The sequence below is a fragment of the Cryobacterium sp. 10I1 genome, assembly GCF_035019805.1.
Taxonomy (GTDB): Bacteria; Actinomycetota; Actinomycetes; order Actinomycetales; family Microbacteriaceae; genus Cryobacterium; species Cryobacterium glucosi.
The window spans coordinates 1-23,581 of sequence record NZ_JASJVF010000028.1; the positions used below are offsets into that span (position 1 = coordinate 1).

The 23,581-nt window shown below is 68.8% G+C and carries 22 protein-coding genes; 10 read left to right on the top strand and 12 right to left on the bottom strand.

Going from position 1 to position 23,581, the window contains the following annotated elements:
• Together QN345_RS04625 and QN345_RS04630 are read right to left on the bottom strand one after the other, a co-directional pair.
• The coding region (locus QN345_RS04625; protein ID WP_323508474.1) for a glycosyltransferase family 39 protein at positions 1-1,591 on the bottom strand (1,591 nt) is incomplete at its 3' end.
• Positions 1,588-2,877, bottom strand: coding sequence for a bifunctional glycosyltransferase family 2/GtrA family protein (locus tag QN345_RS04630; RefSeq protein WP_134560496.1), 1,290 nt, complete (start codon positions 2,875-2,877; stop codon positions 1,588-1,590). The genes QN345_RS04625 and QN345_RS04630, both read right to left, overlap by 4 nt.
• Before the next feature lie 121 nt (positions 2,878-2,998).
• On the opposite strand from QN345_RS04630, the gene QN345_RS04635 reads away from it, so the two are divergent.
• On the top strand, positions 2,999-3,526 hold the full coding sequence (locus QN345_RS04635) for a universal stress protein (RefSeq protein WP_134562088.1): 528 nt from the start codon (positions 2,999-3,001) through the stop codon (positions 3,524-3,526).
• A gap of 27 nt (positions 3,527-3,553) precedes the next feature.
• On the opposite strand, the gene QN345_RS04640 is transcribed toward QN345_RS04635, so the two are convergent.
• The 3 genes from QN345_RS04640 to QN345_RS04650 are packed head-to-tail and all read right to left on the bottom strand — an operon-like array spanning position 3,554 to position 7,721.
• Positions 3,554-4,096 (bottom strand): hypothetical protein, encoded by a 543-nt coding sequence (locus tag QN345_RS04640; protein WP_322188922.1) that lies wholly within the window; start codon positions 4,094-4,096, stop codon positions 3,554-3,556.
• A gap of 18 nt (positions 4,097-4,114) precedes the next feature.
• Positions 4,115-6,178, bottom strand: coding sequence for a primary-amine oxidase (locus QN345_RS04645; RefSeq protein ID WP_134449233.1), 2,064 nt, complete (start codon positions 6,176-6,178; stop codon positions 4,115-4,117).
• A gap of 58 nt (positions 6,179-6,236) precedes the next feature.
• Positions 6,237-7,721, bottom strand: coding sequence for an APC family permease (locus QN345_RS04650; protein ID WP_134449234.1), 1,485 nt, complete (start codon positions 7,719-7,721; stop codon positions 6,237-6,239).
• A gap of 274 nt (positions 7,722-7,995) precedes the next feature.
• Between QN345_RS04650 and QN345_RS04655 the strand changes: the two genes are divergently transcribed.
• Together QN345_RS04655 and QN345_RS04660 are read left to right on the top strand one after the other, a co-directional pair.
• Positions 7,996-9,519, top strand: coding sequence for an APC family permease (locus tag QN345_RS04655; protein ID WP_134562086.1), 1,524 nt, complete (start codon positions 7,996-7,998; stop codon positions 9,517-9,519).
• The gene (locus tag QN345_RS04660; RefSeq protein WP_134449236.1) at positions 9,516-10,229 is read left to right on the top strand and encodes an IclR family transcriptional regulator; all 714 of its coding nucleotides are present in this window, start codon (positions 9,516-9,518) and stop codon (positions 10,227-10,229) included. Before QN345_RS04655 ends, QN345_RS04660 begins: the two co-directional genes overlap by 4 nt.
• Positions 10,230-10,236: 7 nt before the next feature.
• On the opposite strand, the gene QN345_RS04665 is transcribed toward QN345_RS04660, so the two are convergent.
• Positions 10,237-10,455, bottom strand: coding sequence for a three-helix bundle dimerization domain-containing protein (locus QN345_RS04665; protein ID WP_134449237.1), 219 nt, complete (start codon positions 10,453-10,455; stop codon positions 10,237-10,239).
• Between the two features lie 146 nt (positions 10,456-10,601).
• Between QN345_RS04665 and QN345_RS04670 the strand changes: the two genes are divergently transcribed.
• Positions 10,602-11,093: a heme-degrading domain-containing protein gene (locus tag QN345_RS04670; RefSeq protein WP_134449238.1), complete on the top strand. Its 492-nt coding sequence runs from the start codon at positions 10,602-10,604 to the stop codon at positions 11,091-11,093.
• Between the two features lie 117 nt (positions 11,094-11,210).
• Positions 11,211-12,218, top strand: coding sequence for an acyl-CoA thioesterase (locus QN345_RS04675; RefSeq protein WP_241985123.1), 1,008 nt, complete (start codon positions 11,211-11,213; stop codon positions 12,216-12,218).
• A 42-nt stretch (positions 12,219-12,260) separates the two neighbouring features.
• Here the strand turns inward: QN345_RS04675 and QN345_RS04680 are convergent, their stop codons facing one another.
• From QN345_RS04680 to QN345_RS04690, 3 genes are all read right to left on the bottom strand, one after another.
• Positions 12,261-15,113 (bottom strand): putative bifunctional diguanylate cyclase/phosphodiesterase, encoded by a 2,853-nt coding sequence (locus tag QN345_RS04680; RefSeq protein WP_134449239.1) that lies wholly within the window; start codon positions 15,111-15,113, stop codon positions 12,261-12,263.
• A gap of 86 nt (positions 15,114-15,199) precedes the next feature.
• Positions 15,200-15,385, bottom strand: coding sequence for a hypothetical protein (locus QN345_RS04685; protein ID WP_134449240.1), 186 nt, complete (start codon positions 15,383-15,385; stop codon positions 15,200-15,202).
• Positions 15,386-15,392: 7 nt separating this feature from the next.
• Positions 15,393-15,518, bottom strand: coding sequence for a hypothetical protein (locus QN345_RS04690; protein ID WP_255454126.1), 126 nt, complete (start codon positions 15,516-15,518; stop codon positions 15,393-15,395).
• Between the two features lie 299 nt (positions 15,519-15,817).
• Here QN345_RS04690 and QN345_RS04695 point away from each other — a divergent pair, with 299 nt between their 5' ends.
• Positions 15,818-16,192, top strand: coding sequence for a hypothetical protein (locus QN345_RS04695; RefSeq protein ID WP_134449241.1), 375 nt, complete (start codon positions 15,818-15,820; stop codon positions 16,190-16,192).
• Between the two features lie 12 nt (positions 16,193-16,204).
• Here QN345_RS04695 and QN345_RS04700 read toward each other — a convergent pair whose 3' ends face one another.
• Positions 16,205-16,699, bottom strand: a complete 495-nt coding sequence (locus tag QN345_RS04700) for a hypothetical protein (RefSeq protein WP_241985124.1) — start codon at positions 16,697-16,699, stop codon at positions 16,205-16,207.
• A gap of 90 nt (positions 16,700-16,789) precedes the next feature.
• Here QN345_RS04700 and QN345_RS04705 point away from each other — a divergent pair, with 90 nt between their 5' ends.
• On the top strand, positions 16,790-18,082 hold the full coding sequence (locus QN345_RS04705; protein WP_134449242.1) for an ATP-binding protein: 1,293 nt from the start codon (positions 16,790-16,792) through the stop codon (positions 18,080-18,082).
• A 38-nt stretch (positions 18,083-18,120) separates the two neighbouring features.
• Here QN345_RS04705 and QN345_RS04710 read toward each other — a convergent pair whose 3' ends face one another.
• Together QN345_RS04710 and QN345_RS04715 are read right to left on the bottom strand one after the other, a co-directional pair.
• Complete coding sequence (locus QN345_RS04710) at positions 18,121-19,749, bottom strand: HNH endonuclease signature motif containing protein (protein WP_323508475.1); 1,629 nt, start codon at positions 19,747-19,749, stop codon at positions 18,121-18,123.
• 95 nt (positions 19,750-19,844) lie between these two features.
• Entirely contained in the window at positions 19,845-20,579 is a 735-nt protein-coding gene (locus tag QN345_RS04715; protein ID WP_134449244.1) for a FadR/GntR family transcriptional regulator, read from the bottom strand.
• A gap of 198 nt (positions 20,580-20,777) precedes the next feature.
• On the opposite strand from QN345_RS04715, the gene QN345_RS04720 reads away from it, so the two are divergent.
• The 3 genes from QN345_RS04720 to QN345_RS04730 form a co-directional block, all read left to right on the top strand.
• Positions 20,778-22,208 (top strand): GntP family permease, encoded by a 1,431-nt coding sequence (locus QN345_RS04720; RefSeq protein WP_134449245.1) that lies wholly within the window; start codon positions 20,778-20,780, stop codon positions 22,206-22,208.
• Between the two features lies 1 nt (position 22,209).
• A complete protein-coding gene (locus tag QN345_RS04725) occupies positions 22,210-22,827 on the top strand; it encodes a gluconokinase (RefSeq protein ID WP_134449246.1) in 618 nt (205 codons plus the stop codon).
• Positions 22,828-23,012: 185 nt separating this feature from the next.
• Positions 23,013-23,581 (top strand): hypothetical protein (locus QN345_RS04730; protein ID WP_323508476.1); only part of this gene is annotated, 569 nt, incomplete at its 3' end.

Below are 23,581 nucleotides of genomic sequence, written 5' to 3' on the forward strand. Positions count from 1 at the left end.
TTCCACCGCCGCCCATCCCGCCCATGCCGCCGGAAACGGTCGGGCCGGCCGTGACGATCGACCCGGTGTGGGCCGTCGACACGGTCTCGAGCGTGTAGGCAACGGGTGCCAGCAGTGCGCCGGTGAGGGCGATCGCGACCGTGGCCCTGCCCCACCACTTCCCCGGCAGCCTCCTGAGCCAGGCCGCCCGCGGCGGCGCCATCAGCAGTCCGGCGGCGACCAGGCCGAGCGCGGCGACGACGAACTTCAGCCACGGCAGCCAGTCGGTGGCGCGGTCGAGCAGCACCCACGCCCAGGCGCTCGTCGCGAGCATCGCGACGGCCGCCGTGATCCGGGCCCAGAGCGCCGTGCGTTTCATCCAGACGAGGCTCGCACCGATCGCGAAAGTTCCGGCGAGCGCGGGCGCGAGGGCGACCGTGTAATAGGCGTGGAAGATCCCGGCCATGAAGCTGAAGGCCAGCGCGGTCAGGATCAGGTACCCGGCGAAGAGGAGAAGGGTGGCCCGGCGGAGCGAGATCCGCGGGGCGCGGCGGAGCACGACGAGCGCCGCGACGCACAACACCAGCGCGGCGGGCAACAGCCAGGTGATCTGGCCGCCGAATTCGCCGAGGAAGAGCCGGAAGATCCCGGTCTCACCCCACATGCCGCCCGTCAACGCACCCGTGCCGCCGGCGCCTCCCGTGACGCTCCCGGTCTCGCTCCCGGTGAGCCGGCCGAATCCGTTGTACCCGAACGTCAGCTCGAGGAAGCTGTTCGTCTGCGAGCCACCGATGTACGGACGCCAGTTCGCCGGGACGAGTTCGACGATGGCGACCCACCAGCCTGCCGAGACGATCACGGCGCCGAGGGCCGCGAACGAGTGCCAGAGGCGGGTGCGGAACCGGTGCGGCGCCGCGTACAGGTAGACCCCCGCGAGCGGAGGCAGGATCAGGAATGCCTGCAGCTGCTTGGTCAGGAATCCGAAGCCCACCATCGCTCCCGCCCAGAGCACCCATTTCAGGGCACCGGTCTCGATGCCGCGCAGGGTGAAGTAGGTGGCGAGGCTGAGGAGGAGAACGAGCAGGGCATCCGGATTGTTGAACCGGAACATCAGCGCGGCGACGGGGGTCACGGCAAGCACGGCGCCGGCGAGCAGGGCGGTGCCTGCCGAGAAGCGGCGGCGCACGGTGGCGAAGAGCACGGCGACCGATGCGACGCCCATCAGGGCCTCCGGCACGAGGATGCTCCACGAACTGAGTCCGAACAGGCGCACCGAGAGGGCCATCAGCCACAGGCTCGCCGGCGGCTTGTCGACGGTGATCGCGTTGGCGGCGTCGGAGGACCCGTAGAAGAACGCGGTCCAGTCGACCGAGCCGGCCTGCACAGCGGCGGAGTAGAACGAGTTGGCCCAGCCGCTCGCGCCGAGGTCCCAGATGTAGAGCACCGCTGTCGCGAGCAGGAGACCCAGCAGGGCCGGCCGTTCCCAGCGCGCGGAGCCGGCCCTGCCCCGCACGAGGGTGCGCGGCAGGGCCGCGAGGCTGGTCACGAAGCGGGCGCCGAAGCGGGCGTCGAGCGGAGAGACGGAGGGGCGCGGGGAAACCTGGGTCGTCATGAACTGGTCACTTCCTGTCTGGCGGGAGCGTCCCTCCGGGAGGGCTCGTCGCGGGAGGTCACTTCGTCGCGGGAGGTGCGTGGTTCCGTCCTGGTCGGGGCCGGCGTCCGCTGGCTCCGGAAGACCCAGAGCCGCAGCAGCACGAACCGCATCACGGTCGCGAGGAGATTGGCCGCCGTGAGCACGATGATCTCGGCCTGGGGCCCGGCATCCGCTCGGACAAGGTGCAGCACGAGGAGGGATCCGCTCGTCACGAGCCAGGCCAGGCCGAAGATCACAAGGCCCTGCGCCTGGTGCTTGACCGCGCCTCGCCGCCCGCGCACGCCGAAGGTGAGGCGTCGGTTGGCCCAGGTGTTCGCGATCGCGGTGATGAGCAGGGACAGGAAATTGGCCAGCTGGGCCGGCATCACGTACTGGAGCACGAGGTAGAGCAGCGCGAACGCGATGGTCGACAGCACGCCGATCACGCCGAAGCGCAGCACCTGGCCGAGGAAGGTCGGCGGGGTCGGCGGTTCGAACGGCGGTCGGCCGAGCTCGGCGTAGATCTCGTCGACGGGGATCCTGCCGGTGACGAGCGAGTGCGCCACCCGGACCAGGCCCTTGAGGTCGTCGGCGGCGGTACCGACGACGTCGACCCGGCTGTCGGGGTCGTCGATCCAGTCGACGGGCACCTCGTGGATCCGGAGCCCGGCGCGCTCGGCGATGATGAGCATCTCGGTGTCGAAGAACCAGCCGTTGTCCTCCACGAGGGGGAGCACCCGCTGGGCGACGTCACGGCGCATCGCCTTGAAGCCGCACTGGGCGTCGCTGAATTCGACGCCCATCGTCGTGCGGACGAGGGCATTGTAGCTTCGGGAGATGAACTCGCGCTTGCCGCCGCGGGTGACGCGGGACCCGCGCGACAGCCGGCTGCCGATGGCGACATCGGAGTGGCCGGAGAGCAGCGGGGCGACGAGCGGCGGGAGCGCACGGAGGTCGGTGGAGAGGTCCACGTCGACGTATGCGACGACTGCGGCGGGCGAGGCGAGCCAGACCCGCTTGAGCGCCCGGCCCCTGCCCTTCTCGACGAGGTGCACGGCGTGGACGCCCGGCAGTTCGGCCGTGAGCGAGTCGGCGATCGCGGCGGTGTTGTCGGTGCTGGCGTTGTTCGCAATGGTGATGCGCCAGGGTTCCTCGAACTGGTCGGTCAGGTACGCGTGCAGCACACGGATGCTGCGCGCGAGGGTCTGCTGTTCGTTGTACACGGGCACGACGACGTCGAGGGCGAGAGCTGCTGATCGGGTCATGGTGGCCACTCTCCGCCCAGAGCCTATGCCAGAGCACTGGCCGCGTTATGAGTGCGGAAAGGAAGACCTGTGAGGTGCCTGTGCTGCCCGACAGGGCTAGGGTGGGGTCGAAGGAGGCCCCGTGACCACCGCACAGCCGAATGATCGCCGGCAGACCGCGAGGATCGTCGTCGGGGTCGACACCGGCCAGCCGGATGCCGTCGTGCAGCAGGCCGCCGTCTTCGCGGAGCACTTCGGTGCGGAGCTCGTCTGCGCGTGGGTCGACACCGGACGCTACGTGATCGAGGAACACCCGGACGGCAGCGTGACCTCGCTCTCCTTCGATCCCGATGTCGTGGACCTCGCCGACGAGGCTCTTCCTCCCCGGCTCGCCGCACGGCTCACGGCTGCGCTCGAAGGCCGCCCGGTCGCGTGGAGCACCCGGGCACTCGCCGGGGACCCCGCCCTCGCGATCGGCACACTCGCCGACACCCTCGGCGCCGCCATGATCGTCGTGGGTACCCGGGAGTCGAGCGTCCGAGCGGGACTTCAGGCCTTCTTCAGCGGTTCGATCGCGGTGCGCCTCGCGCATCGCCAGCACCGGCCGGTCGTGATGATCCCGCTCGCGCCGGTCCCCTTCGAACAGCGCCTGCCGTGGGAGCCCGCCTGATTCCCACCGGGAGTCCTGCGTAGCGGCTCAGGCGAAGGGCATCACGGCCATCGCCGCCGTCATGGCCGACATCCCGAGGAGGTTGCCGCGTTCGAGCCGGGTGCGGCTCTCGGTCACGAGCAGCACGAGGGACCACACCACGAACGCCCCGCCTGCCACGCAGACCAGGGGCAGCAGGAGCGAATCCGAGTGGGTGTGCCCCGCCGCGGCGGCGCCGCCCGGGGACATCACCGTGTGAGCCATCAGCTGGCCGGCGGTGACCACGAGGCCGAGCGGGTGGTGCAGCAGCATCGTCTGCCCCGCACCTCCGTGAGGTGTCGCATTCTGAGGCGCGCCCGTGGCGGTACGGCGGCGGAGCAGCGCCGAACAGGTCAGTCCCCAGGCGATCAGGATCGCCGCCCACGGCAAGGGCCCGAGGCCGAAGACACCGGAGGCGGAATCCGTCATCGCCGCGAGCATCACGAGGGTGGAGACGACCGCGAGGCCCGACCGGGAGCGCCGGCTGCCGAGCACGCAGCAGAGGTTGAGCGACGCGCCGCCGATCATGATTCCGTGCAGTGCCCAGGTCACCAGCGCTCTCCTCTCGTCCTAGTGGTGCGTGTGCTCGTGCGCCGCGCCGTCGTGGCCGTGCGAGCAGTGCGACACCGGTTCGTTTGCCGGCACGTTCATCGCGGGGTTCGCACCGAAGAAGCCGTATGGCTTGAGCGTGAACTTCGCGTAGTCGACCGGCATCACCGGCCAGTCCTCGATCCGGGGGAAGTGCGTCGGCCCGAAGGTGTGCCAGAGCACGATGTCCTCGCCGTCGATCGACCTGTCGCCCGCGATGTACTTCGTGATGCCGTCCCCGCCCGGGTTCTGGTGCACGAAGTCACCGGCCGCGAACTGCTCCGCCGGGTCGTACTGGGTCACGAAGAGGTGCTTCGTTGCGAACTCGGCGCGCTTCGCGATCGAAGACCCCGGGTCGGCCATCAGCGTCGGAGACTGCTCCGGCTGCAGAACATAGCCGGTCGGGCGCCCGAGCCGGTTGGTCTTCTCGGTGTTGACGATGTGCCAGGCCCTGGCGACGGATGCGTCGGCGACCCGCCCGGAGCCCGCCTCACTCGTGAGCCGGGTCGTCTTCTTGGTGAAGGCGTTGCCGTGCGGGTTGCCCGGCCCCATCGGCAAGCGCACGCCGTCGATCTCGTCGACGGCGTTGGACAGCCCGTCGACCATCATGTCGAGCCGCGCGCTGAAGAGGTGCTGGTGGTACGGGGCGCCGAGCCCGGGAGCGACCTCGCTGGCATACGCGTAGTCTCCCTCGATCGCGGTCTCTCCGATAGGCTCCCCGATCCCCGGGTATGCCGATGTGAAGAGGATGCCGGTGAGCTTGGCCTCGCACTCGATGGTGCCGTCGAGCGACAGGTACCAGTAGAACCCGTAGTCGTAGTTGCCGACGGTGGTGAAGAAACTGATCACGAGTCGCCGCTGCCGGCGCACCTCGTTGGAGCCGGTGAACATGTCGCCGTGCTTCCAGAGCGTTCCGACGTCCTCCTCGTGCATGCAGATGCCGTTCTTGATCGTGAACGGGTTGCCGAGTTCGTCGGCGAGGACGGCGTCGAAGTACTTGATCTCGCCGACGCAGTCGCAGCCGAGCGCGAGGGAGTTGGTGAACCGGCCGAAGAGGTACTCTCCGGTATCGAAATAGTTCTGCCAGAACCGCACCGGGGACGGGTCCCCGTATGGCACGAGCATCTCGTTGATCGAGGCCCGGTAGATGACCGGGCGCTCCTCCCCCGCGTCCGTGAAGGAGAGCTGGCGCAGCACGAGGCCCTCGCGGGTATCGAAGCCGACCTGGAACTTCCAGTTCGCCCAGCTCACCCACTCGCCGTCGACCGTGAAGCTCGGTCCTTCCGGCTGGGAGATCACGATCGGCTTGAGGGTCGTGAGCGGGGCGCCCTGCACGGCCGGGTCGTCGAAGTTGCCGCTCTCCGCCGGGATGTCGAGGGTGCCGACGTCGATGAGGCGCGTGATGGTGCGGGAGGCGGTGTCGACGTAGGCGGAGAGCCCATCGACCGGGTGCGCCCAGGGGTGGTCCTCCGGGTAGTCCTGGCGGAACGCGAGCACCCGGACGATCCGGCGGCCGACCTCTTCCGGGTAGTCGTAGTGCCCGGCAGAGAGCGGCACGACAACGACCTCTTCGATCGTGGTGCCCCGCGCGGCGAGTGCGGCGACCCAGCGCGGGTCCTCGGCGACGATCCCGGCGATCGCGTCGAACTCGGCGAGCAGCACGGGCAGCTGGCCGGCCGACCCGTCGAGCACGCTCGTCGTGAGCACCGCGCGACCGGGGATGGAGACGATGTTATCCGTCGACCGGCCGGTCTCCATGTCGAGAAGCATCACCCGGGCCTGCCGGTCGGGAAGCGGCCCGGTGCCGTCCTGCCAGGCGAGGACCTCACGCTTGTGCGGTTCCCACAGCCCGACATAGGCGAAGCGGGTGGTCGCGTTCCAGTCGGCGCCCGCCGTGACGACGTCGCGCACGGTCTCGAACTCTGCGGCGGTGAGGCTGCCGACCGGGTGGCTCGGCACGGTCCCGGCGTCGTGCTGGCCGTGGTCGTGATCGTGGCCGCCGTGTTCGTGGTGGCCGTGCGGGGTGTCGAGATCGGTGATGGTCATGGTTCTCCAGTCGAAGGGTGGTGAGAGGTGAGCGGATGCTGCGGGCGGGGTCAGCGGGTCACCCGCCGATGGCATCCGTGATCTGGTCGTATGCGACCCGGTTGGTGCGCTTGAGGATGAGCGCCTGCACGAGTCCGCCGAGCGGGAAGAGCACGACGAGGCCGAGCAGGACCGCGCTCACGACGCCGAACACGGGGGCTCCGTCCGCGTCGACGTCACCGACGAGGAAGGGGAAGTTCGTGGCGATGAGCACCGCGGCGCCGAGCAGTCCGAGGAGGCCGAGCACCGGGGCGATCACCGTGTTCCAGAGCCGCCTGTCCTTCCTGGTGCGGGCGAAGTAGACGACGACCGCGACGCTCGTGACGGCCATCAGGACGGCGATCGCGAGGGTCGCGACGCCGGAGAACCAGGTGAAGACCTGGAGCACCGGGTCGAGGCCGAGCGCGGCGAACAGGATCGTCAGGATCGCGGCTGTCGCGGTCTGCACGATCGAGGACAGGTGGGGTGCGGAGTGCTTCGTGTGCACCCGGCCGAGGAAGTCGGGAAGGACCCGGGCGTTGGACATCGAGTGCTGGTAGCGGGTGATCACGTTGTGGAAGGACAGCACGCACGCGAACATGCTCGTGATGAGCAGCACGTTCATCACGACCTGCCCGATCGGTCCGAGGTAGGCGAGGGTCGTGATCAGGATCATCGCGCCCGGGTTCTCCGCGGCCTGGGCGACGACGCCGCTCGGTCCCCATGCCATCACGAGCGCCCAGGACGCGAGCGTGTAGAAGACGCCGATGCCGATCACGGCGACGTAGGTGGCCCGCGGGATGGTGCGGCCGGGGTCCTTCGCCTCGTCACGGAAGATCGCGGTGGACTCGAAGCCGATGAAGGCGGCGATCGCGAACATCAGGCCGATCGCCGGGGAGCCGGTGAGCACGTTGTTCGGTTCGAAGGGCGCCATCGAGAGGCCCTCCGGGCCGCCGTTGACGACCACCGCGACGACGAGCGCGAGCACGACGCCGACCTCGCCGAGCAGGAGCACACCGAGCACCTTCGAGCTCAGGTCGATGTGCCGGTAGCCGAGGAACCCGACGAGGGCGACGGCCGCGAGCGAGTAGAGGTACCAGGGCAGGTCAGGTGCGCCGAGGCCCGTGAGCGTGACGCTCAGGATGTAGCCGACGTACCCGTATACCGAGACCTGGATGGTCGTGTATGTGAGAAGCGCGAGGAAGGCCGTCGCGAGGCCGGCCGGCTTGCCGAGCCCGTAGTTCACGAAGGTGAAGAACGCGCCGGGCTTCGGCACGTGCTTGGTCATCGCGGCGAGGCCGACGGAGAAGAAGAGCAGGACGATCGCCGCGATGGCGAACATCGAGGGGAATCCGACCCCGTTGCCGAGCAGGATGCCGAGCGGAGCCGAGCCGCCGATGACGGTGAGCGGCGCTGCGGCGGCCACGACCATCAGCACGATCGACGTGACGCCGAGGGAACCGGTCAGGGAACGTTCGGCGGGCAGTGTGCCAACGGATGCCGTTGGATCTTTCGTGAGGGTCATGTCATCTCCAGCTCGAGCGGGTTCGTCAGGGAAAGTCGGGGAGGCGGTGCGGAAGGTCTGCGGCCAGCCTGTCGGACCCCTGTTGCCGACCGGTCTCGCCGGGGTAAACGTCCGGGCGGCCCGAATGAGACACGGGCCGCCCGTTGTCCCACTCGGCGGTCACGCGACCGAAACACTCCCGAAGCGCGGCCGCAACGCCGGATGGTTAGCCTGAGGCTCCGCACCGCCGCCCCCGACCGTGAGCTTGTGAACGAGAAAGAACGAGGCCGGACCGATGACCGCACTGGCCAGGGCCATCAACGATCCGCAGCCGGTCGACGGCATCGGAACCCGCTCGCCCGTCGATGGCCTCGACCGGCGCAGCGTGGGATTCCTCGACGTGCTCGCGCAGTCCGTGTCCGCCGTCGCCCCATCCGCCGCCGCGACCACGATCCCACTCCTCGTCGCCGTCGTCGCCGGCGGCGCGACGGTGTGGTCGCTCGCGACCGCGATGCTGCTCGCGTTCCTCGTCGCGACGACGATCAACCAGTTCACCCGGCGCATCGCCGCTGCCGGGTCGATCTACACCTTCGTCTCCCGCGGGCTCGGCACGATGGCGGCGTTCGTCGCCGGCGTCGGCCTGCTCGTCGGCTACGGATTCATTTCGATGTTCGCGCTCGGCGGCGCCGGGTACTACCTCACGATCGTGGTCGGCAGGTTCTGGCCGGCGCTCACCGGATCCGTCCTCGTCGCGGGCCTGCTGATCGTCGTCATGGCGGCACTGTGCCTGCTCGTGCTGGCCCGCGGCATCCGTCTCTCGACCAGGATCACCCTGCTCGTCGAGGCGGTCTCGGTGCTCATCATCGTCGTGCTCGTTGTCGCGCTGCTCGTGCGGCTCTGGCCGGTGCTCGACTGGTCGCAGCTCGCGCCGGGCGGAATCGACCCCGCCAACTTCGCGGTCGGGTCCGCCCTCGCCCTCACGGCCTTCGTCGGCTTTGAGAGCGCCTCAACACTCGGTGTCGAGGCGAAACGCCCGTACGCGAGCATCCCGCGGGCGATCGTGTTCACCGTGCTCGGGTCGGGGATGCTCTACCTGCTCGCCTCGTTCAGCCAGCTCGTCGGGTTCTCCGCCCTCGGTGGCACGATCGCGGCGAGCGCGTCCCCGGTCAACGATCTCGCCGCCGCATACGGGATCGACGCGGTCGGCCTGCTCCTCGACGTCAGCATCGCGACCTCGTTCCTGGCCTGTGCGATCGCGTCGACGACCGCGCTCGTGCGGGTGCTCTTCTCGATGGGCCGGGAGGGCCTGCTGCCGAGCAGGTTCGGGCGCACCCACCCGCGCTATCGCACGCCGTTCGGCGCTGCACTCGTCGCGATGACGGTGATCACGGCGGTGCTGCTCACGACGATCGCGCTGTCCGGCAGCATCTGGCAGACCATGGAGGTGCTCATCGTCGGGGCCGCTGGCGGCTACATGACCGCGTACCTGCTCGTCTGCGTCGCCGCGCCCGTGTTCCTCCGGCGGATCGGCGAGGCCACCTTCTGGCCGGTGTTGTTCGCGGTGCTCGCCGCCGTGCTGCTGGGCGCCGTGCTCGTCACCTACCTCGCCGTCGAGAGCGGCTCGGCCAGGGCGCTCGGGGTCTGGGTCTTCCTCGGCGTGATGGCGCTCGGCCTCGCCTGGTGCGGCCTGCGATTGCGGAGGCGCCCCTGGCTTCGGGACACCATCGGGGTCTATGACGTGCCCGTGACCGGCGACGTCCTCGGCGGGCCGGGCCCGGCGGATGCCGCGGCGCGGGAATCGGGCCGGGCCGGCCCGTGACGGGCGCCGCGCACCTCGGTGCCCGCCAGCCGAAGGCCATCCAGAGCGCCCTGACGGTGCTCGAGGAGGTGGCCCGCTGCGGGTCGGGGGTCACGGCGCGGGAGATCTCGGACAGCCTCGGGCTGCCGAAGGCGACAGCGTACCGGCTGCTCAACCTGCTGGTCCAGGACGAGTACCTCGTGCGGATGCCGGACCTGCGCGGGTTCGCCCTCGGCCGCAAGGTCGTCGAACTCGCCCGCCTGGTCGCGCCCGCCCAGCCACCGGAGGCTGTGCGCGAGGTCGTCGACCGGCTGCGCTCCCGCATCCGTGGCGGCATCCACCTCGTGCGTTACGACAGCGACGGGGTCCGGGTGATCGATCCGGACCCCGACTACCCGCCGAGCGTGTCCGTCAGGAGCGCGCGGGCGCTCGAGACGAGCGCGATGGGCCGGCTGCTGCTCGCAGAACGTCGAGGGGCCGAGTCGTGGGTACTCGGCGAGGACCCGGACCTGGCCGGGCAGCTCGCGACGGTCCGGACCGACGGCTACGCGTACTTCCCGAGCCCGTGGGCGCCGGGGAACGGCTGTCTCGCGATCCCGATCCGGAACCGGGAGGGAACGCTCGTCGCTGGGCTCTGCCTGTCGGCCCCTGCTGCACGGATCGGCGACCCTGCGGAATTCCTCGCCCTGCTCAGGATGGGCGCACGGGAACTCGCGCCCCTGCTCGCCTGAGGGTGGTTCAGGCCGCGGCGGGCAGGTGCAGTGCGGCCCGGCGCAACCGGTCCTTGACCGCGTGCTCGATCAGCACGGGGATGTAGTCCCGCAGCGGGTTCCGGGCGAGAGCGAGCTGCTGCTCGTGCACGGTCTTCTCAATACTCGTCGGCGGTTCGTTGGGAAACTTCTTTTCCAGTCGCACAATGATCTGCTCGACCGCGCGGTCTTCCTCTTTTCGATTCACCCCTTCAGTCTCTGCCTGCTGACCGGCAGGGTCAAACGCGGAGGACGACTCCGTGCCGCGCCACGCTCAGGAACCATCCCGTACGGAGACCCGAAGTGAAAGACTGTCCGGGGCGGCGCCTGCCGCACTTCCTGGGAAGGTTCGAGATGACCGATGCACCAACACAGTCCGCGGAGGAACGCCTGCTGGACTTCCTCCTCGAGCAGGAGCGCAGCATCCAGTTCGATTCCTTCGGTTTCGCGGACGCCTGGGCGGTGGGTTCCCTGCTCGTGGAACTCGGACTCGAACGGGACCATCCGATCGCGATCGCGATCATGTTCGGGGACCAGCGGGTCTTCCACGCGTCCCTGCCGGGAGCATGCGCGGACAACGACGGCTGGCTCGAGAACAAGTTCCGGGTCGTGCGACGGTTTGCGAGCTCCTCGCTCGCCGTCGGCACCCGTTTCCGCGCGGCGGGCCGCGACTTCGACACCTCCTCCCGGCTTGACCCGCGAACGCACGCCGCGCACGGCGGCGCCTTTCCGCTGCGGGTGCGCGGGGCGCTCATGGGCGTCGTCGGGGTCTCCGGTCTCGCCCAGCAGCTCGATCACGACCTCGTCGTCGAGGCGCTCAGGGCACACCTGGTCACACGCGGCTGATACCCGGTCACGGCTCGCCGCACCGGCAGACGGTCAGTATCCGAACACTCGGGTTCCGCTTCCTCGGCGGTTGTGGGATTCTGGCTGAAAGCCCGACGCCGAGCCCCTGGAGTGCCCGTGATTCGCAGCCCTGAACACACCGAGGATGCCTCGGCCTCCGCCACTGATTCCAGGGACCGGATCACCCTGCGGTTCATGGCCGTGCCGCAGGACACCGCCGCCGACGGCATCACTGTCGCGGCAGGCAGTGTGCTCGAGTGGATCGACAAGGCCGCATACGCCTGCGCGGTCGGTTGGAGCGCGTCGGACACGGTGACGGCCTATGTCGGCAACGTGCACTTCACCCGCCCGATCCCACCTGGCAGCCTCGTGGAGGTCCGCGCACGTGTGATCCACACCGGGCGCACGAGCATGCACGTGCTCGTCGCCGTCGACACCGCGAACGTGCGCGAACGTACGTTCACCCCGGCCACGCATTGCATCCTCGTCTTCGTGGCGATCGACGAAGACGGGAAGCCCATTCCGGTGCCGGAATGGGTCGCGACCTCAGCAGCCGATCGTGAACTCGAGGAGAACGCCAAGGCCCGGCTCGCCTTGCGCCGCACCATCCAGAACACTATGCGATCCCAGGAATACACCGGGGTCGGCACCACTCCGCGTACGGTCTTCCGCTTCCTGGCCGCTCCGTCCGCCGCGAACTGGGGCGGGAACGCCCACGGTGGCACGGTGATGCGCTGGATCGACGAGGCCGCATTCGCCTGTGCGGCGAGCTGGAGCTCGGAGTCGGCTGTCGCCGTCTACTCCGGCGGCATCCACTTCTACCGGCCGATCCACATCGGCCACATCGTCGAAGTGGATGCACGGCTGATCCACACCGGGCCGAGCAGCATGCACATCAGCATCCGGGTGCGATCCGGCAGCCCGCGCACGCCGGAGGACCTCAAGCTCACCACGCAGTGCATGAGCATCTTCGTCACACTCGATTCGGATGGCCACTCGCGTGCGGTCGCCCCGTTGCCCCTCGACACCGACGAGGATCTGCGGCTTGATGCCCACGCTCGTGACCTGATCACACTGCGTGCCCAACTAGCGCCGGTACCCGTCGAGTTGATGCGACAGCCCTGACCCCGCCGGCTTCTTGCTGCGGGATACCCGATGGCGGTGGGCTCAGGCGCGGCTCACCGTCGCCTGCGTTACGGACACGAACGCGGGCTTCGGCCGGCCGAGCAGGTAACCCTGGGCGAAAGCGCAGCCGGCTTCCCGAAGCGCAGCGAGCTGGTCCTCGGTCTCCACTCCTTCGGCGACTACGTCGATGTCGAGCTTCTGCGCGAGCGCAATGATCCCCTCGACCAGGGCGACGGATGCTGCATCCGGCAGGTTCGCGGTGAAGGTCCTGTCGATCTTGATCTGGTCGACGGGCAGGGTGTTGAGCCAGGCCAGGGTCGAGAACCCGGTCCCGAAATCGTCGAGCGAAATGCACACGCCGAGCCGCCGGAGTTCGGTGAGGCGTTCCACGACGCCAGGAAGATCGATGAGGGCCCTGCTCTCGACGATCTCGAGGACCAGCCGCTCAGGACGGAGCCGGTTGCGGTTGAGGGCAGCGCGCACGGTCGGGATCAGCCGCGGATCGACGAGGGTGGCACTGGCGAGGTTCACGGCGACGTGCAGCGGTGCCTCCCCGATGGCGGCGAGGTCAGCGGCGTCGCCGAGGGCCGCGAGGTCGGCGAGCGCCTCGCCGAGCACCCACAGGTCCAGGTCGGCGACGAGGCCGGTCTCCTCCGCGAGCGGCAGGAAAGCGGCGGGGGCCAGCAGGCCCAGGCGGGGATGGTCCCAGCGGATCAGGGCTTCTGCCCCCACGACCCGGTCAGGGGAGGAAAGCGCGACGACGGGTTGGTAGTGCAGCCGCATCTCGGCCCGTCCGAGTGCCTCGACGAGCTCGCTGTGAAGTGAGGAGACCGGGTCGGTCCGGTTGCTGTCGTCCGCGAGGGCGACCTGGTTCCGGCCGGTCCGTTTCGCGTCGTACATGGCGGTGTCCGCGGCGGCGAGCAGCCGTTCTCCGCCATCCCCCGGGCCGTTGTGCACCGCGACCCCGATGCTCGCGGTGATGCGCAGGTCGTGGCCGGAGACATGGAAGGGCCGGTTGAGGCTGTCGACGACGCGATGAGCGAGGTGGACCGCCTGTTCGTGACCGGCAAGTTCGTGGGCGAGGACCGCGAATTCATCGCCACCGAGACGTCCGATGGTCGCCTCGGTACCCAGGCACCCGCGGAGCCGAACCGCGATCTGGCGGAGGAGTTCGTCGCCGGCGCCGTGACCGAGCACGTCATTGACCTGTTTGAAGTTGTCCAGGTCACAGAACATCACGGCGGTGCACGAGCCCTCCGCGCACGTCGACACTGCAGCATCGAGCTCACTCGCGAACAGCATCCGGTTGGCGAGGCCGGTCAGCGGGTCGTGCAGGGACTGGTGACGAACCGTGGCGAGGAGCCGGGCGTTCTGCAACGCGATGGCGCCCTGATGGCTGACGCCCTCGATCCGCGCGAGCGTGCTCGGCGAGATGCCCGAGGCAGGAGCGGAACGCCACCCGCCGGCGACGACGCCCATCAGCACATCGCCGGCGAGCAGCGGCACGATGATCGCCGTGGTCATTCCGCATTCCGCGAGGAGGCCGGCCAGTTGCGGGCTCGCGGTCGTCGCCGAGAGCGGGACCGGCCGCTGGTGGGCGAGGAGTTCGACCAGTTCGGGCGTCTGCGCGGCGGGGATCGGCGACGCGAGCACCCGCTCCCTCTGGGGCATATCGAGCCCGGCGGTTGCGACCGCGTGCATCACGCCGGGGCCGGCGTCCCAGAGCAGCACCGCGGCGGCATCGCAGCCGGCGATCGCCGGTACCGCGAGTGCGACGGCATCGGCGACGGCCTCGCTGCCATTGCTCGTCGCGAGCTCATGGGCGAGCACCAGCATGGCCGCCGCCCTGCTCTCTTCGCGCCTGCTGTCGTCGAGGGCCGTGAACAGGTCCAGCGCCGAGGCGGCGTGGCCGGCGTATGCCTCGAGCAGGGTCCTGTCCCCCTCCATCGCGGTGTGACCGAGGGAATAGAGTGCGGCAAGGCGTCCGTAGGTGCGCCGGCTGGAGGCCACGTCCACGATCACCGCCCGGTCGCCGAGGGCGTCGCCGTGGAGGATCCGCGCGGCGACCCTGGCCGCCTTGGGGGCATCGAGTCCCTGGAAGCGAAGCACGGGCTCACCGTGGTCGGACGTCATGATGAGCAGGTACGCCGGCGCAAGCACTGCAGACGACGCACGGGCGACGATGCGGGCGAGAACGTCGTCGACATCGTCGCTTCCGACGAGGTCTGCTGCGGCGAGCTGAACCTCCTTGACCTTCTCGCGCAAGAGCACAAGGGACCTGTTGGTCGGATGGGTCCATGACCGCAACGACCACCAGCGGCGCCGGGTCGACCACGTCACTTCGTAGACGCAACACTCATATCCGTCGCACTGGCATTCCGGGTGGACCACGATGGCGGTATTGAGCCCGAACATGGACGGCAGAGCGGCGAACAGGCCCTGGGCGTACTGGCAGTCGAGACGTGACGGACGATAGCCCTCGTGCAGCCGGTAGCGAAGGCTTGCCGACGTCCCCCGCACGGAAACGGAGTCCATTGTCGAGGTGGTCGTGAACTTGGGAATGAACCGCGGCAATTGGCGGTACACCGCTGCGGGTGATGCGAAGGCGCTCAGGAGCTGCACGAGCACCGGATGCAGCCCGTCGGTGACGACCGTCGAGCCCACCGTGTACATCGTGCGCGGGTCGTCAAGCACGGTCGTCGCGGCCTCGAAGAGCCGGATCCTGGTGTCGTAGCTCACCCAGTTTGCTGTGTCCTCAAGCCAGTCGATCGACTCCGTGACCCCGGCCCTGGCGAGGACATCGGCAACGGCAGCCACTCCGCCGTGTGCGCGCACATGGCCGAGGAGAAGGGAAACTGTCGTGCTCGACGTCTCCCGTGGCTCCAGTGTCATCATCGCCCCCTGTTTGCATACTATCGACTGGACCCGCACACGAGGCGGTCTGGAGCCGGCTGCTCAGCGGGCGAGGGCACAGCGGTCGGTCAGCCGGCGGTGCCGTCCGGGCTCGTCGCCGGGGTCGTCGCGGTGTCCGCAGCGGGAGCGGAGTACCGCATCAGCGACTTGTGCCGCAGGTTGTACTCGCGCTTGAGTTCATTCCAGCGCGGCAGTGAGACCTGGTTGGCCGGCGAAGCCGCGTTGGGTTCGCCTGACGATGGCGCTTCGGACACGGTGTTCTCAGTCCTCGTCGTCGTCACGCGTCGTCGCGACCGGACCGCGGCGGGCAGCGAACTCGCGCTTGAGCGCCGACCAGCGCACGGCGGACACGTAGTGGATGGTGGAGTTCTTCGTCACGTCGGCCATGGGTTCTCTCAGTCTCAAACGGTTGATGAACGGCGCGCCGCTGAGCCTGGTTCATTGTGTGAGCGATCGAGATTGACACGGTTTCGCATCCGTGGATGGAAACCCGACCCATCACGAGGGGTGGACGGGATCGCACATTCATGGTACATCCGCCGACCGGAATCCGGTCATCGAGGGAGGCCTGAACGGCGGGGCTGCATTGTTTCCTTGGATGACGGATGCCGGGACATCCGCCGGTCGCCGACCTAGGCTGCTGACAACCGAGATAGACACCGCGACACGAAGGGACAGAGACCACAATGACCCAGCAGCACCCCACCCTCCGGAAGATCCCGCGTCCCGACTGCTCACAGGGTCACACCTGCACCGGCAGTGCACCAGGTCATGCCCTTCCGCTGATCCAGCAGCGCGTGTCCGCGGCGACGCCGAGCAAGTGGCGCGACGCGATCGTGACCGCCGTCACCCACTCGGGCTGGCTCGCGTTAACGACCCTCGACGATCACGCCACGGTGTGGGTGTGGAACCACGCAGACCTCGGCGCCTCGGCCTCCGTCGGTGAACCAGTCGCACTGCACGACGTCTATCACGTGCTCGCGATCGGAGCCGAGCGCGTGAACGTGCTCCTGGCGCCGGTCGAGCTGTCGGGCTTCTCCGACCTCGTCGGCCTGTCCTAAGGGACCTCTGCTTTACGCCATCGGCATCATGGACTTCATCGCCGACATCATCCGCTCGCACGCGGCCGCGCACTGACGGCAGGCCTCAGCGCACATCTTGCACTCTTCGCTCATTTCGGCGTGCATCATGCACTCGGCGGCGCAGGCCATGCACATCTTCATGCAGGCATCCATCTGGGCCATCATGACCTGCATGTCGTAGCCGGAGGGGCGCAGCATCATTCGCATCATCGTGTGGGTCATGTCGGCGCAGTCGAGGCACATGCTCATGCACTTCGACATACCGGTCATGCCCATGGCCATCATGTCGTCCGCGCAGACCGTACAGGCCTGCTCGCACGCGCTGCAACACTCGATCATGTCCTGCATCGCCGCCATGTCGAGGCCGCTCATGCTCTTCATCGCCATCGAAGAGTCCATCATCTGCGCTGTCATGCTCATCATTTCCGTCATCCCGCTCCGGAAGCCCGGCGTCGGTCCGTGCCGGCTGATGACCGCGGCGTCCACGTTACGAAATGTTACGCCGCACGCTCACGCGCCCTCAAGGGGCGAGTGCCCTAGATTGTGGGAACAGACATTCCCGTGCGAAGGAGCACCATGACCGGCTGGCGGATCCGCGATTTCCACGCTGACGACCTTGATGGGATCCTCCGGCTCTGGCAGGAGGTCACCGAGACCAAGACAGAACCGGTCTACGGCCTGTCCGAAGTGCTCGCCTCCTGCCAGAAGGACCACGCCGTCGTCGCCATGCACGGCGACGAGGTCATCGGGGCCGCGGTCGGCCGTGCTGCGCATGCCCAGGGCTGGATCGTGTTCCTCGCGACCGCGCAGTCCTGGCAAAGCCAGGGCATCGGCACGGCCATGCTCGCAGCACTCGAATCGAAGATGGCCCCGCACGGCCTGACCAAGCTCTCGGCGCTGATGCCGGAGACCGAGAGCCGGGTCGACGCCTTCCTCAACCGCGGCTTCGTCGTCAAGAAGCAGCTGAGCTACTTCGAGCGCGAGATCCCGGTGCAGCGCGAGGGGCTGAAGGCGCTCGGTGAGCTCGGCGGGCGCATCCTGCCGCGCGATCTCTGGGCGGCCGTCGGCGGCATGCGCGCCGAGAAGGAACTCCTCGAGCGCCGGCTCGTGATGCCGCTCGCCGAACCGGACCTCGCCGAACAGTACGGGGTCGTTCCGCCCAAGGCCGTCGTGCTCTTCGGCCCTCCCGGAACAGGCAAGACCACCTTCGCCAAGGCGATCGCCTCCCGGCTCGAGTGGCCGTTCGTCGAGGTCTTCCCCTCCCGGCTGGCCGGCGACCCGAAGGGACTTGCCGGCGCCCTGCGGGAGACCTTCCTCAAGATCTCCGAACTCGAGCACGCCGTGGTCTTCATCGACGAGGTCGAGGAGATCGCGGCCCAGCGCGGCGGCGAACCGCCGTCGCCGCTGCAGGGCGTCACCAACGAGCTGCTCAAGATCATCCCGGCCTTCCGTGAGCGGCCGGGGCGCCTCCTGGTCTGCGCGACCAACTTCATCCGCGCCCTCGACTCCGCACTGCTCCGGCACGGACGCTTCGACTACGTCATCCCGATCGGGCTTCCGGATGCCGCGGCGCGCGCGGCCATCTGGGCCGGCTACGTGCCGGCGCTCGTCGCCGGCACGGTCGACTTCCGCGCCCTCGTCGCCGCGAGCGAGGGCTTCTCGCCCGCCGATATCGAGTACGCAGCCCGCCGCGCTTCGCAGGAGGCACTCGAACGGGCACTCTTCACCGCGGACGAGGTTCCAGCGGATGCGCCGAGCGGTCCCCGGACCGAGGACTACCTCGCGGCGATCCGTGCCACCCGTACCACGGTCTCGCCGCAGGTCGCGGCCGAGTTCCTCGAGGACATCGAGCGGCTCGCCCGGCTCTGACCGGTACCGGCAACCGGTCCGAATACCGCCCGACCTCGTCAGTCATCGTCGCGGAGGATCGCGTTCTTGCTGGTGAGCAGTACGGGTTTCTGGTCGGGGTCGAGTCCGGGTGGTGGGGTGAGCCAGTACTGGCCGGTGTCGTCGCGGGTGATGCGCCAGTGTTCGTTGTGGAGCCTGAGGTGGTCGGCCCGGCAGAGCAGGATGCCGTGGTCGAGGTTGGTCTGGCCGGTGTCGTCTTTCCAGTGGTGGATGTGGTGGGTTTCGGTCCAGGACGGTGGCCGGTCGCAGCCGGGCCACATGCAGCCGCCGTCGCGGAGGGAGAGGGCCGCGCGTTGGGCGGGGCTGAACGTGCGCTGTTCGCGGCCGAGGTCGACACCGCTGCCGTGGCCGTCGAAGGTGACGTCGAGGATCCCGGTGTCGTAGAGGTTGCGTTCGAGGGTTTCGGTGGAGACCGTGACCGCGGTTCCCTCGATGACGCCGGGTTGGAGCGCGGGTGCCGCGGTTTCGGGGTTCGCCGCAGCGTCGGCTGTGGGTGACGGGGCCTCGGTTGGCGCGGCATCGGTGGGTGTGGTTCCCGTGGGCGCGAAACCGGTGGGTGTGGCGCCGGTGGGACGAATGGTGACCATGCGGACCGCGGGGCTTCGTCCTCCGGCGATGCGTTTCGGGTCGGCTTTCACGCCGAGTTTCATCAGGGCCAGGAACGCGTCCGCGGTGAGCTGTTCGGTGGTGCGCGGGTCGTCCTGCACCCGTTTCGCCCAGGCGGCCTGCTCCTTGTCCACGAACCGGACCCCGCCCCGGCGGGGACTGGTGATGGCGTCGTAGGTACTCATCAGGTATTCGCCGTCTTCGGCGGCGAACAACCCGACCATGCGCACCTGCCCTGTGTGGAGCCGCCAGAACCGCAACGACCGGTCGTCGTAGACGGCCTTCTCGCGGGCGGCGATGCCGGCCTCATCGAGCACGTCCCGCACCCGCCGGGCGCGCTTGAACAGCTGGTCAGCGTTCACCGTGCGCGCTTCGGTGAGGAGCCGGGCCAGGGCGGTCGCGAGTTTCTCCGCGGTGATCGCCCGGTCCAGATCGCCCAGGCCCTTCCGGAGCGAGTCCGCCTTCTCAACACTGAGCCAGCCTTCTCGCAACGCCCGGCCGATCGGCGCGTGCCACGGCGGAACCGCGGCCGCAGGCACCGGCGGGTCGACTGGCGGCAGGTCTGGAGCGGCCTCGTTGAGGGGCGGAGTCCCGTCGAGTAACTTCTGCGCCTCGGCGGCTTCGCGGGCGGCCTTCTCGGCGGCGTCGGCCTCGGCCAGCAGCCGGCCCACCCCGAGGAGCTTGACAGCATCGCCCTTGCTTGACCCAGACACGCTCTGCAGCAGGTCTTCCGGGGTCCGGAACCCGTGCCGGGCCGCGAGCCCGTTCCCGCCGAGTTCAGCCCGGGAACGGCGGGCGAGGGTCGCCGCCATCCACGCGGCACACGTCTCCAGCGCCCGCCGGGAATCCGCGATCAACGCTTGCCCGGCAAGAACCTGCTCGTCGCTGAGCGCGTCGTAGTCAGCTGATGACCTTCCCAAGGCCGCGACAGCATCCGGCACCAGCACGGTGACGGGCGTACTGGGAGACGCACCGCCATGCGGCCGATCGGGCGAAGCGGGCGACTCCGGGAGGTTGGTCATGCCCCCACGTTACGACCCACCACCGACATGCTCTGAGCATGGCTCAGGTCTGTGGAAACTCTCGGTGATCAGGAATCTGATGGGGAGCCGCTGCGTCAGGCCTGACGGGGAGACTCCGCCATGAACTCGGCGAGTGTCGCCTCGATCGTGGCGAACGACCAGCGGTAGGCGGCCTCCCCGTCGCGCACGGCGAGCGCGTGCGCGAGCTCGTGGTGGCGGTGCGCCGACGGCGGCGTGTACGAGGTGATCGTGAACCGTTTCTCCTCTTCGCGGGTACGGAGCAGTGCGGCAACGGTGCTCGCGAAGTGCCCCATCACGGCATTTCCGGAGCCGCGCAGGATCAGGGTGTGGAAGTCGATGTCGGCCTCGAGGAAGCCGCGACCGTCACCGTCGCGGTCGGCGATGACCATTGCGTTCGCGGCCGCCTTGACCCCCGCGAGTTGCTCGTCCGTCATGGCATGCGCACTCAGCCGTGCGGCAACGGGCTCGATTCCGAGGCGCATTTCAAGCATCTCGCGCATCTGGGTGAAGTATTCGGGACCGCGGCCACGCCAGACGATGATCTGCGGGTTCATCAGTTCCCAGGAGGTTCGGGCCAGTACCTGGGTTCCGACACGCTGCCGCGGCTCGATCATTCCCAGTGACTGCAGTACCCGCATCGCCTCACGCAGGACCGACCGGGAGACCGCGAAGGTCTCACTGAGTTCGTCGAGGTTCAGGATGTCGCCGGGTGCGTAGCGCGCATCCACGATCGACTGGCCGACGGCATTCACCACCCGTGCGTGCAGGCCGCCCACACGCAGGGAATCCGTGACGGTGCCGCTCTGCATCTGCACTTCTTTCCATTGGCGTAGCCGGGAGGCCTCGGGGGCCCCACCGAGATCGTACCCACCACGCGGGCGTCGACGCGATTCGGGGGGTGGCGCGCGCGCACATCCTGTGCAACACTCAATTATCTGATTTATCAGACTATTGCTAATTTTTTGACGATGGGGTCGCAGGGACGCGGCCTCGGAATGGAATCTGAGATGAATCTCGCCCTTGCGGTTCAGACGGCCACACAGTCGGCGGTCCAGTTGGTCGTACACGCGGCCGACCCGATCAAACCGGCCAGCGGTGACGCCCAGCTGATCATCGCGGCCGTCGTCGGCATCGCCGTCATCATCACCCTCATCACCTGGTTGCGCGTGCACCCGTTCCTCGCCCTCGCGATCGGCGCCGTCGGCGTCGGCGTCGGCGCGGGACTCGCCCCGAGCGCCGCCGTGACGAGCTTCAGCACCGGCTTCGGCGGGACGATGGCGAGCGTCGGCATCCTCGTCGGCTTCGGCGCCATGTTCGGAAAGCTGCTCGCCGACTCCGGCGGAGCCGACCGGATCGTCGACTCCCTCGTGAGCCGGTCGACGACTCGCACCCTGCCCTGGGTGATGGCGCTCATCGGCGGCCTGATCGGCCTGCCGATGTTCTTCGAGGTCGGCCTCGTGCTGCTGATCCCCGTGATCATCCTCGTCGCCCGCCGCAGCGGCCTCTCCCTGATCCGTATCGCGATCCCGGCCCTCGCAGGCCTCTCGGTCATGCACGGCCTCGTGCCGCCGCACCCCGGGCCCCTCGTCGCCGTGACGACCCTGGGTGCCAACCTCGGCCTGACCCTCGCGATCGGCGTGCTCATCGCCATCCCGACCGTCATCATCGCCGGCCCGGTCTTCAGCAAGTTCGCGGCCCGCTGGGTCGACGTGCCCGTACCCGCACTGTTCCTCACCACAGCCGACACCGGTGAAGTGACCCACACCAAGCGCCCGAGCTTCTTCGTGACCCTGTGCGGCATCCTGTTGCCCGTCGTGCTGATGCTCGCCCGTTCGATCGCCGATGCCCTCGCGCCCGGGTCGACCGCGCCGCTGAACGCCGCGCTCGACTTCCTCGGCACCCCGATGATCGCCCTTGGCCTCGCCGTGATCTACGCGATGATCTTCTTCGCCCGTGGCGGCGGCATGACCCGTGCAGCAGTCTCCACATCGCTCTCGAACTCCCTGCCCCCGATCGCCGGCATCCTGCTCATCGTCGGCGCGGGCGGCGGCTTCAAGCAGGTCCTGATCGACACCGGGATCGGAACCGTCATCGCGAACGCCGTCGCAGGCAGCAGCGTCTCGATTCTTCTCCTGGCCTGGTTCGTCGCCGCGCTCATCCGCGTCGCTACGGGTTCTGCCACGGTTGCAACCGTGACCGCAGCCGGCATCCTCGCCCCGGTCGCGGCGACCCTCGGCGCAACGGATGTCTCGCTGATGGTTCTCGCCATCGGCGCCGGTTCACTGTTCCTCTCGCACGTCAACGACGCCGGATTCTGGCTCGTGAAGGAATACCTCGGCACCACCGTCGGGCAGACCCTGAAGACCTGGACGATCATGGAGTGCCTCATCTCCGTGACGGGCCTCGCCGGCGTGCTCCTCCTGAACATCGTGATCTAGCATGAGCGACACCGAACAGCTCTTCGAGAACCAGCAGCCCGTTCTTGTCATCATGGGCGTCTCCGGCTCCGGAAAGTCCACGGTCGCCGGGCTCCTCGCCGGCCAGCTCGGCTGGGACCTGGAGGAGGGCGACGACCTGCACCCGCAGGAGAACATCGACAAGATGTCGGCGGGGCATCCGCTCGACGACGACGACCGGGCGCCCTGGCTCGAGACGATCTCCTCCTGGATCATCGAGCACACCATGGCCGGCGTGCCCGGGATCATCACGTGCTCCGCGCTCAAGCGCAAGTACCGCGACGTGCTTCGCGAGCACAACGTGATCTTCGTGCACCTGACCCTGCCGACGGAGCTGATCCTGCGACGCCTCGCCACCCGGCAGGACCACTACATGCCGGTGTCGCTTCTCGACTCCCAGGTCGCGACCCTCGAGGCGCCCGGCGACGACGAACGCGCCATCACGATCGATGCGGGGCGTGCACCCGCCGCGGAAGCCGCGGAGATCGTGCGACGCCTCGGCCTGACCCCGCGTCCCGGATCGTCGAGCCTCGGAGCTCCCGCCCCCGGACAGTCGTCCGTGCACCCGGTCGCCGCGGTGGCCCAGAAGGCCAGGCCCTAACGGGCTTGCGCCGACCGCGCTACGTCTCCACGCAAACGACCCCCGCTCAGCCGGGGGTCGTTTGTGCGTGCGGGCCACGTTTGTCAGGTTATTCACCCCGGATTCCGGTACGGTATGCGTGTGTCGCTTCGGACGGAGCGATTCATCGCATCCGCTTCGACCGGATGCCGGCAGTGGGAGACGAGATGAGGCTGGCAGGCTTCTCCGCCTCGTTGCACCCTCACGGTGCTCCCCGCACCGCTGGTCTCCGTACCGCGATCCTCGCGGCCCTCGCCCTCATCGCGGTCCTCGCCTGCGTGCTCTTCGCCCACGCCGGCGCCGACGGCCAGGACGTGAACGTGCCCGCAGCGGTCAGCCCGATGGCGATGTCCACCTCCGCGACCACCTCCGGGTCGGCATCCAGCGCCTTCTCCGGCACCGTCGTCTCCGGGACCGTCCTCTCCGGCACACTCGCGCAGGCCGTCGCGCTCTCCGCTTCCGTCGCCGTGACCGCAACGGCGGCGGCGACCGGGATGGCCCGCACGATCGCGGCATCCGTCGGCCAGCGCGTGCTGTGCTTCGAGGGCAACTCCCTCGGCGGCGGCGCCATGGCCGCGATGTCCTGTTCTGTACTCCTCATCCTCGGCAGCCTCCTGCTGATCGCGGGCGGCCCGTCGGCCCTCGGACTCCTGTTCGCGGCCGGCGGCTCGACGGCCACTGTCGGAGTGGAGTGCGGAATGTCCTCGACGAGGTCCTCCCCGAGGTCCTCCCCGAG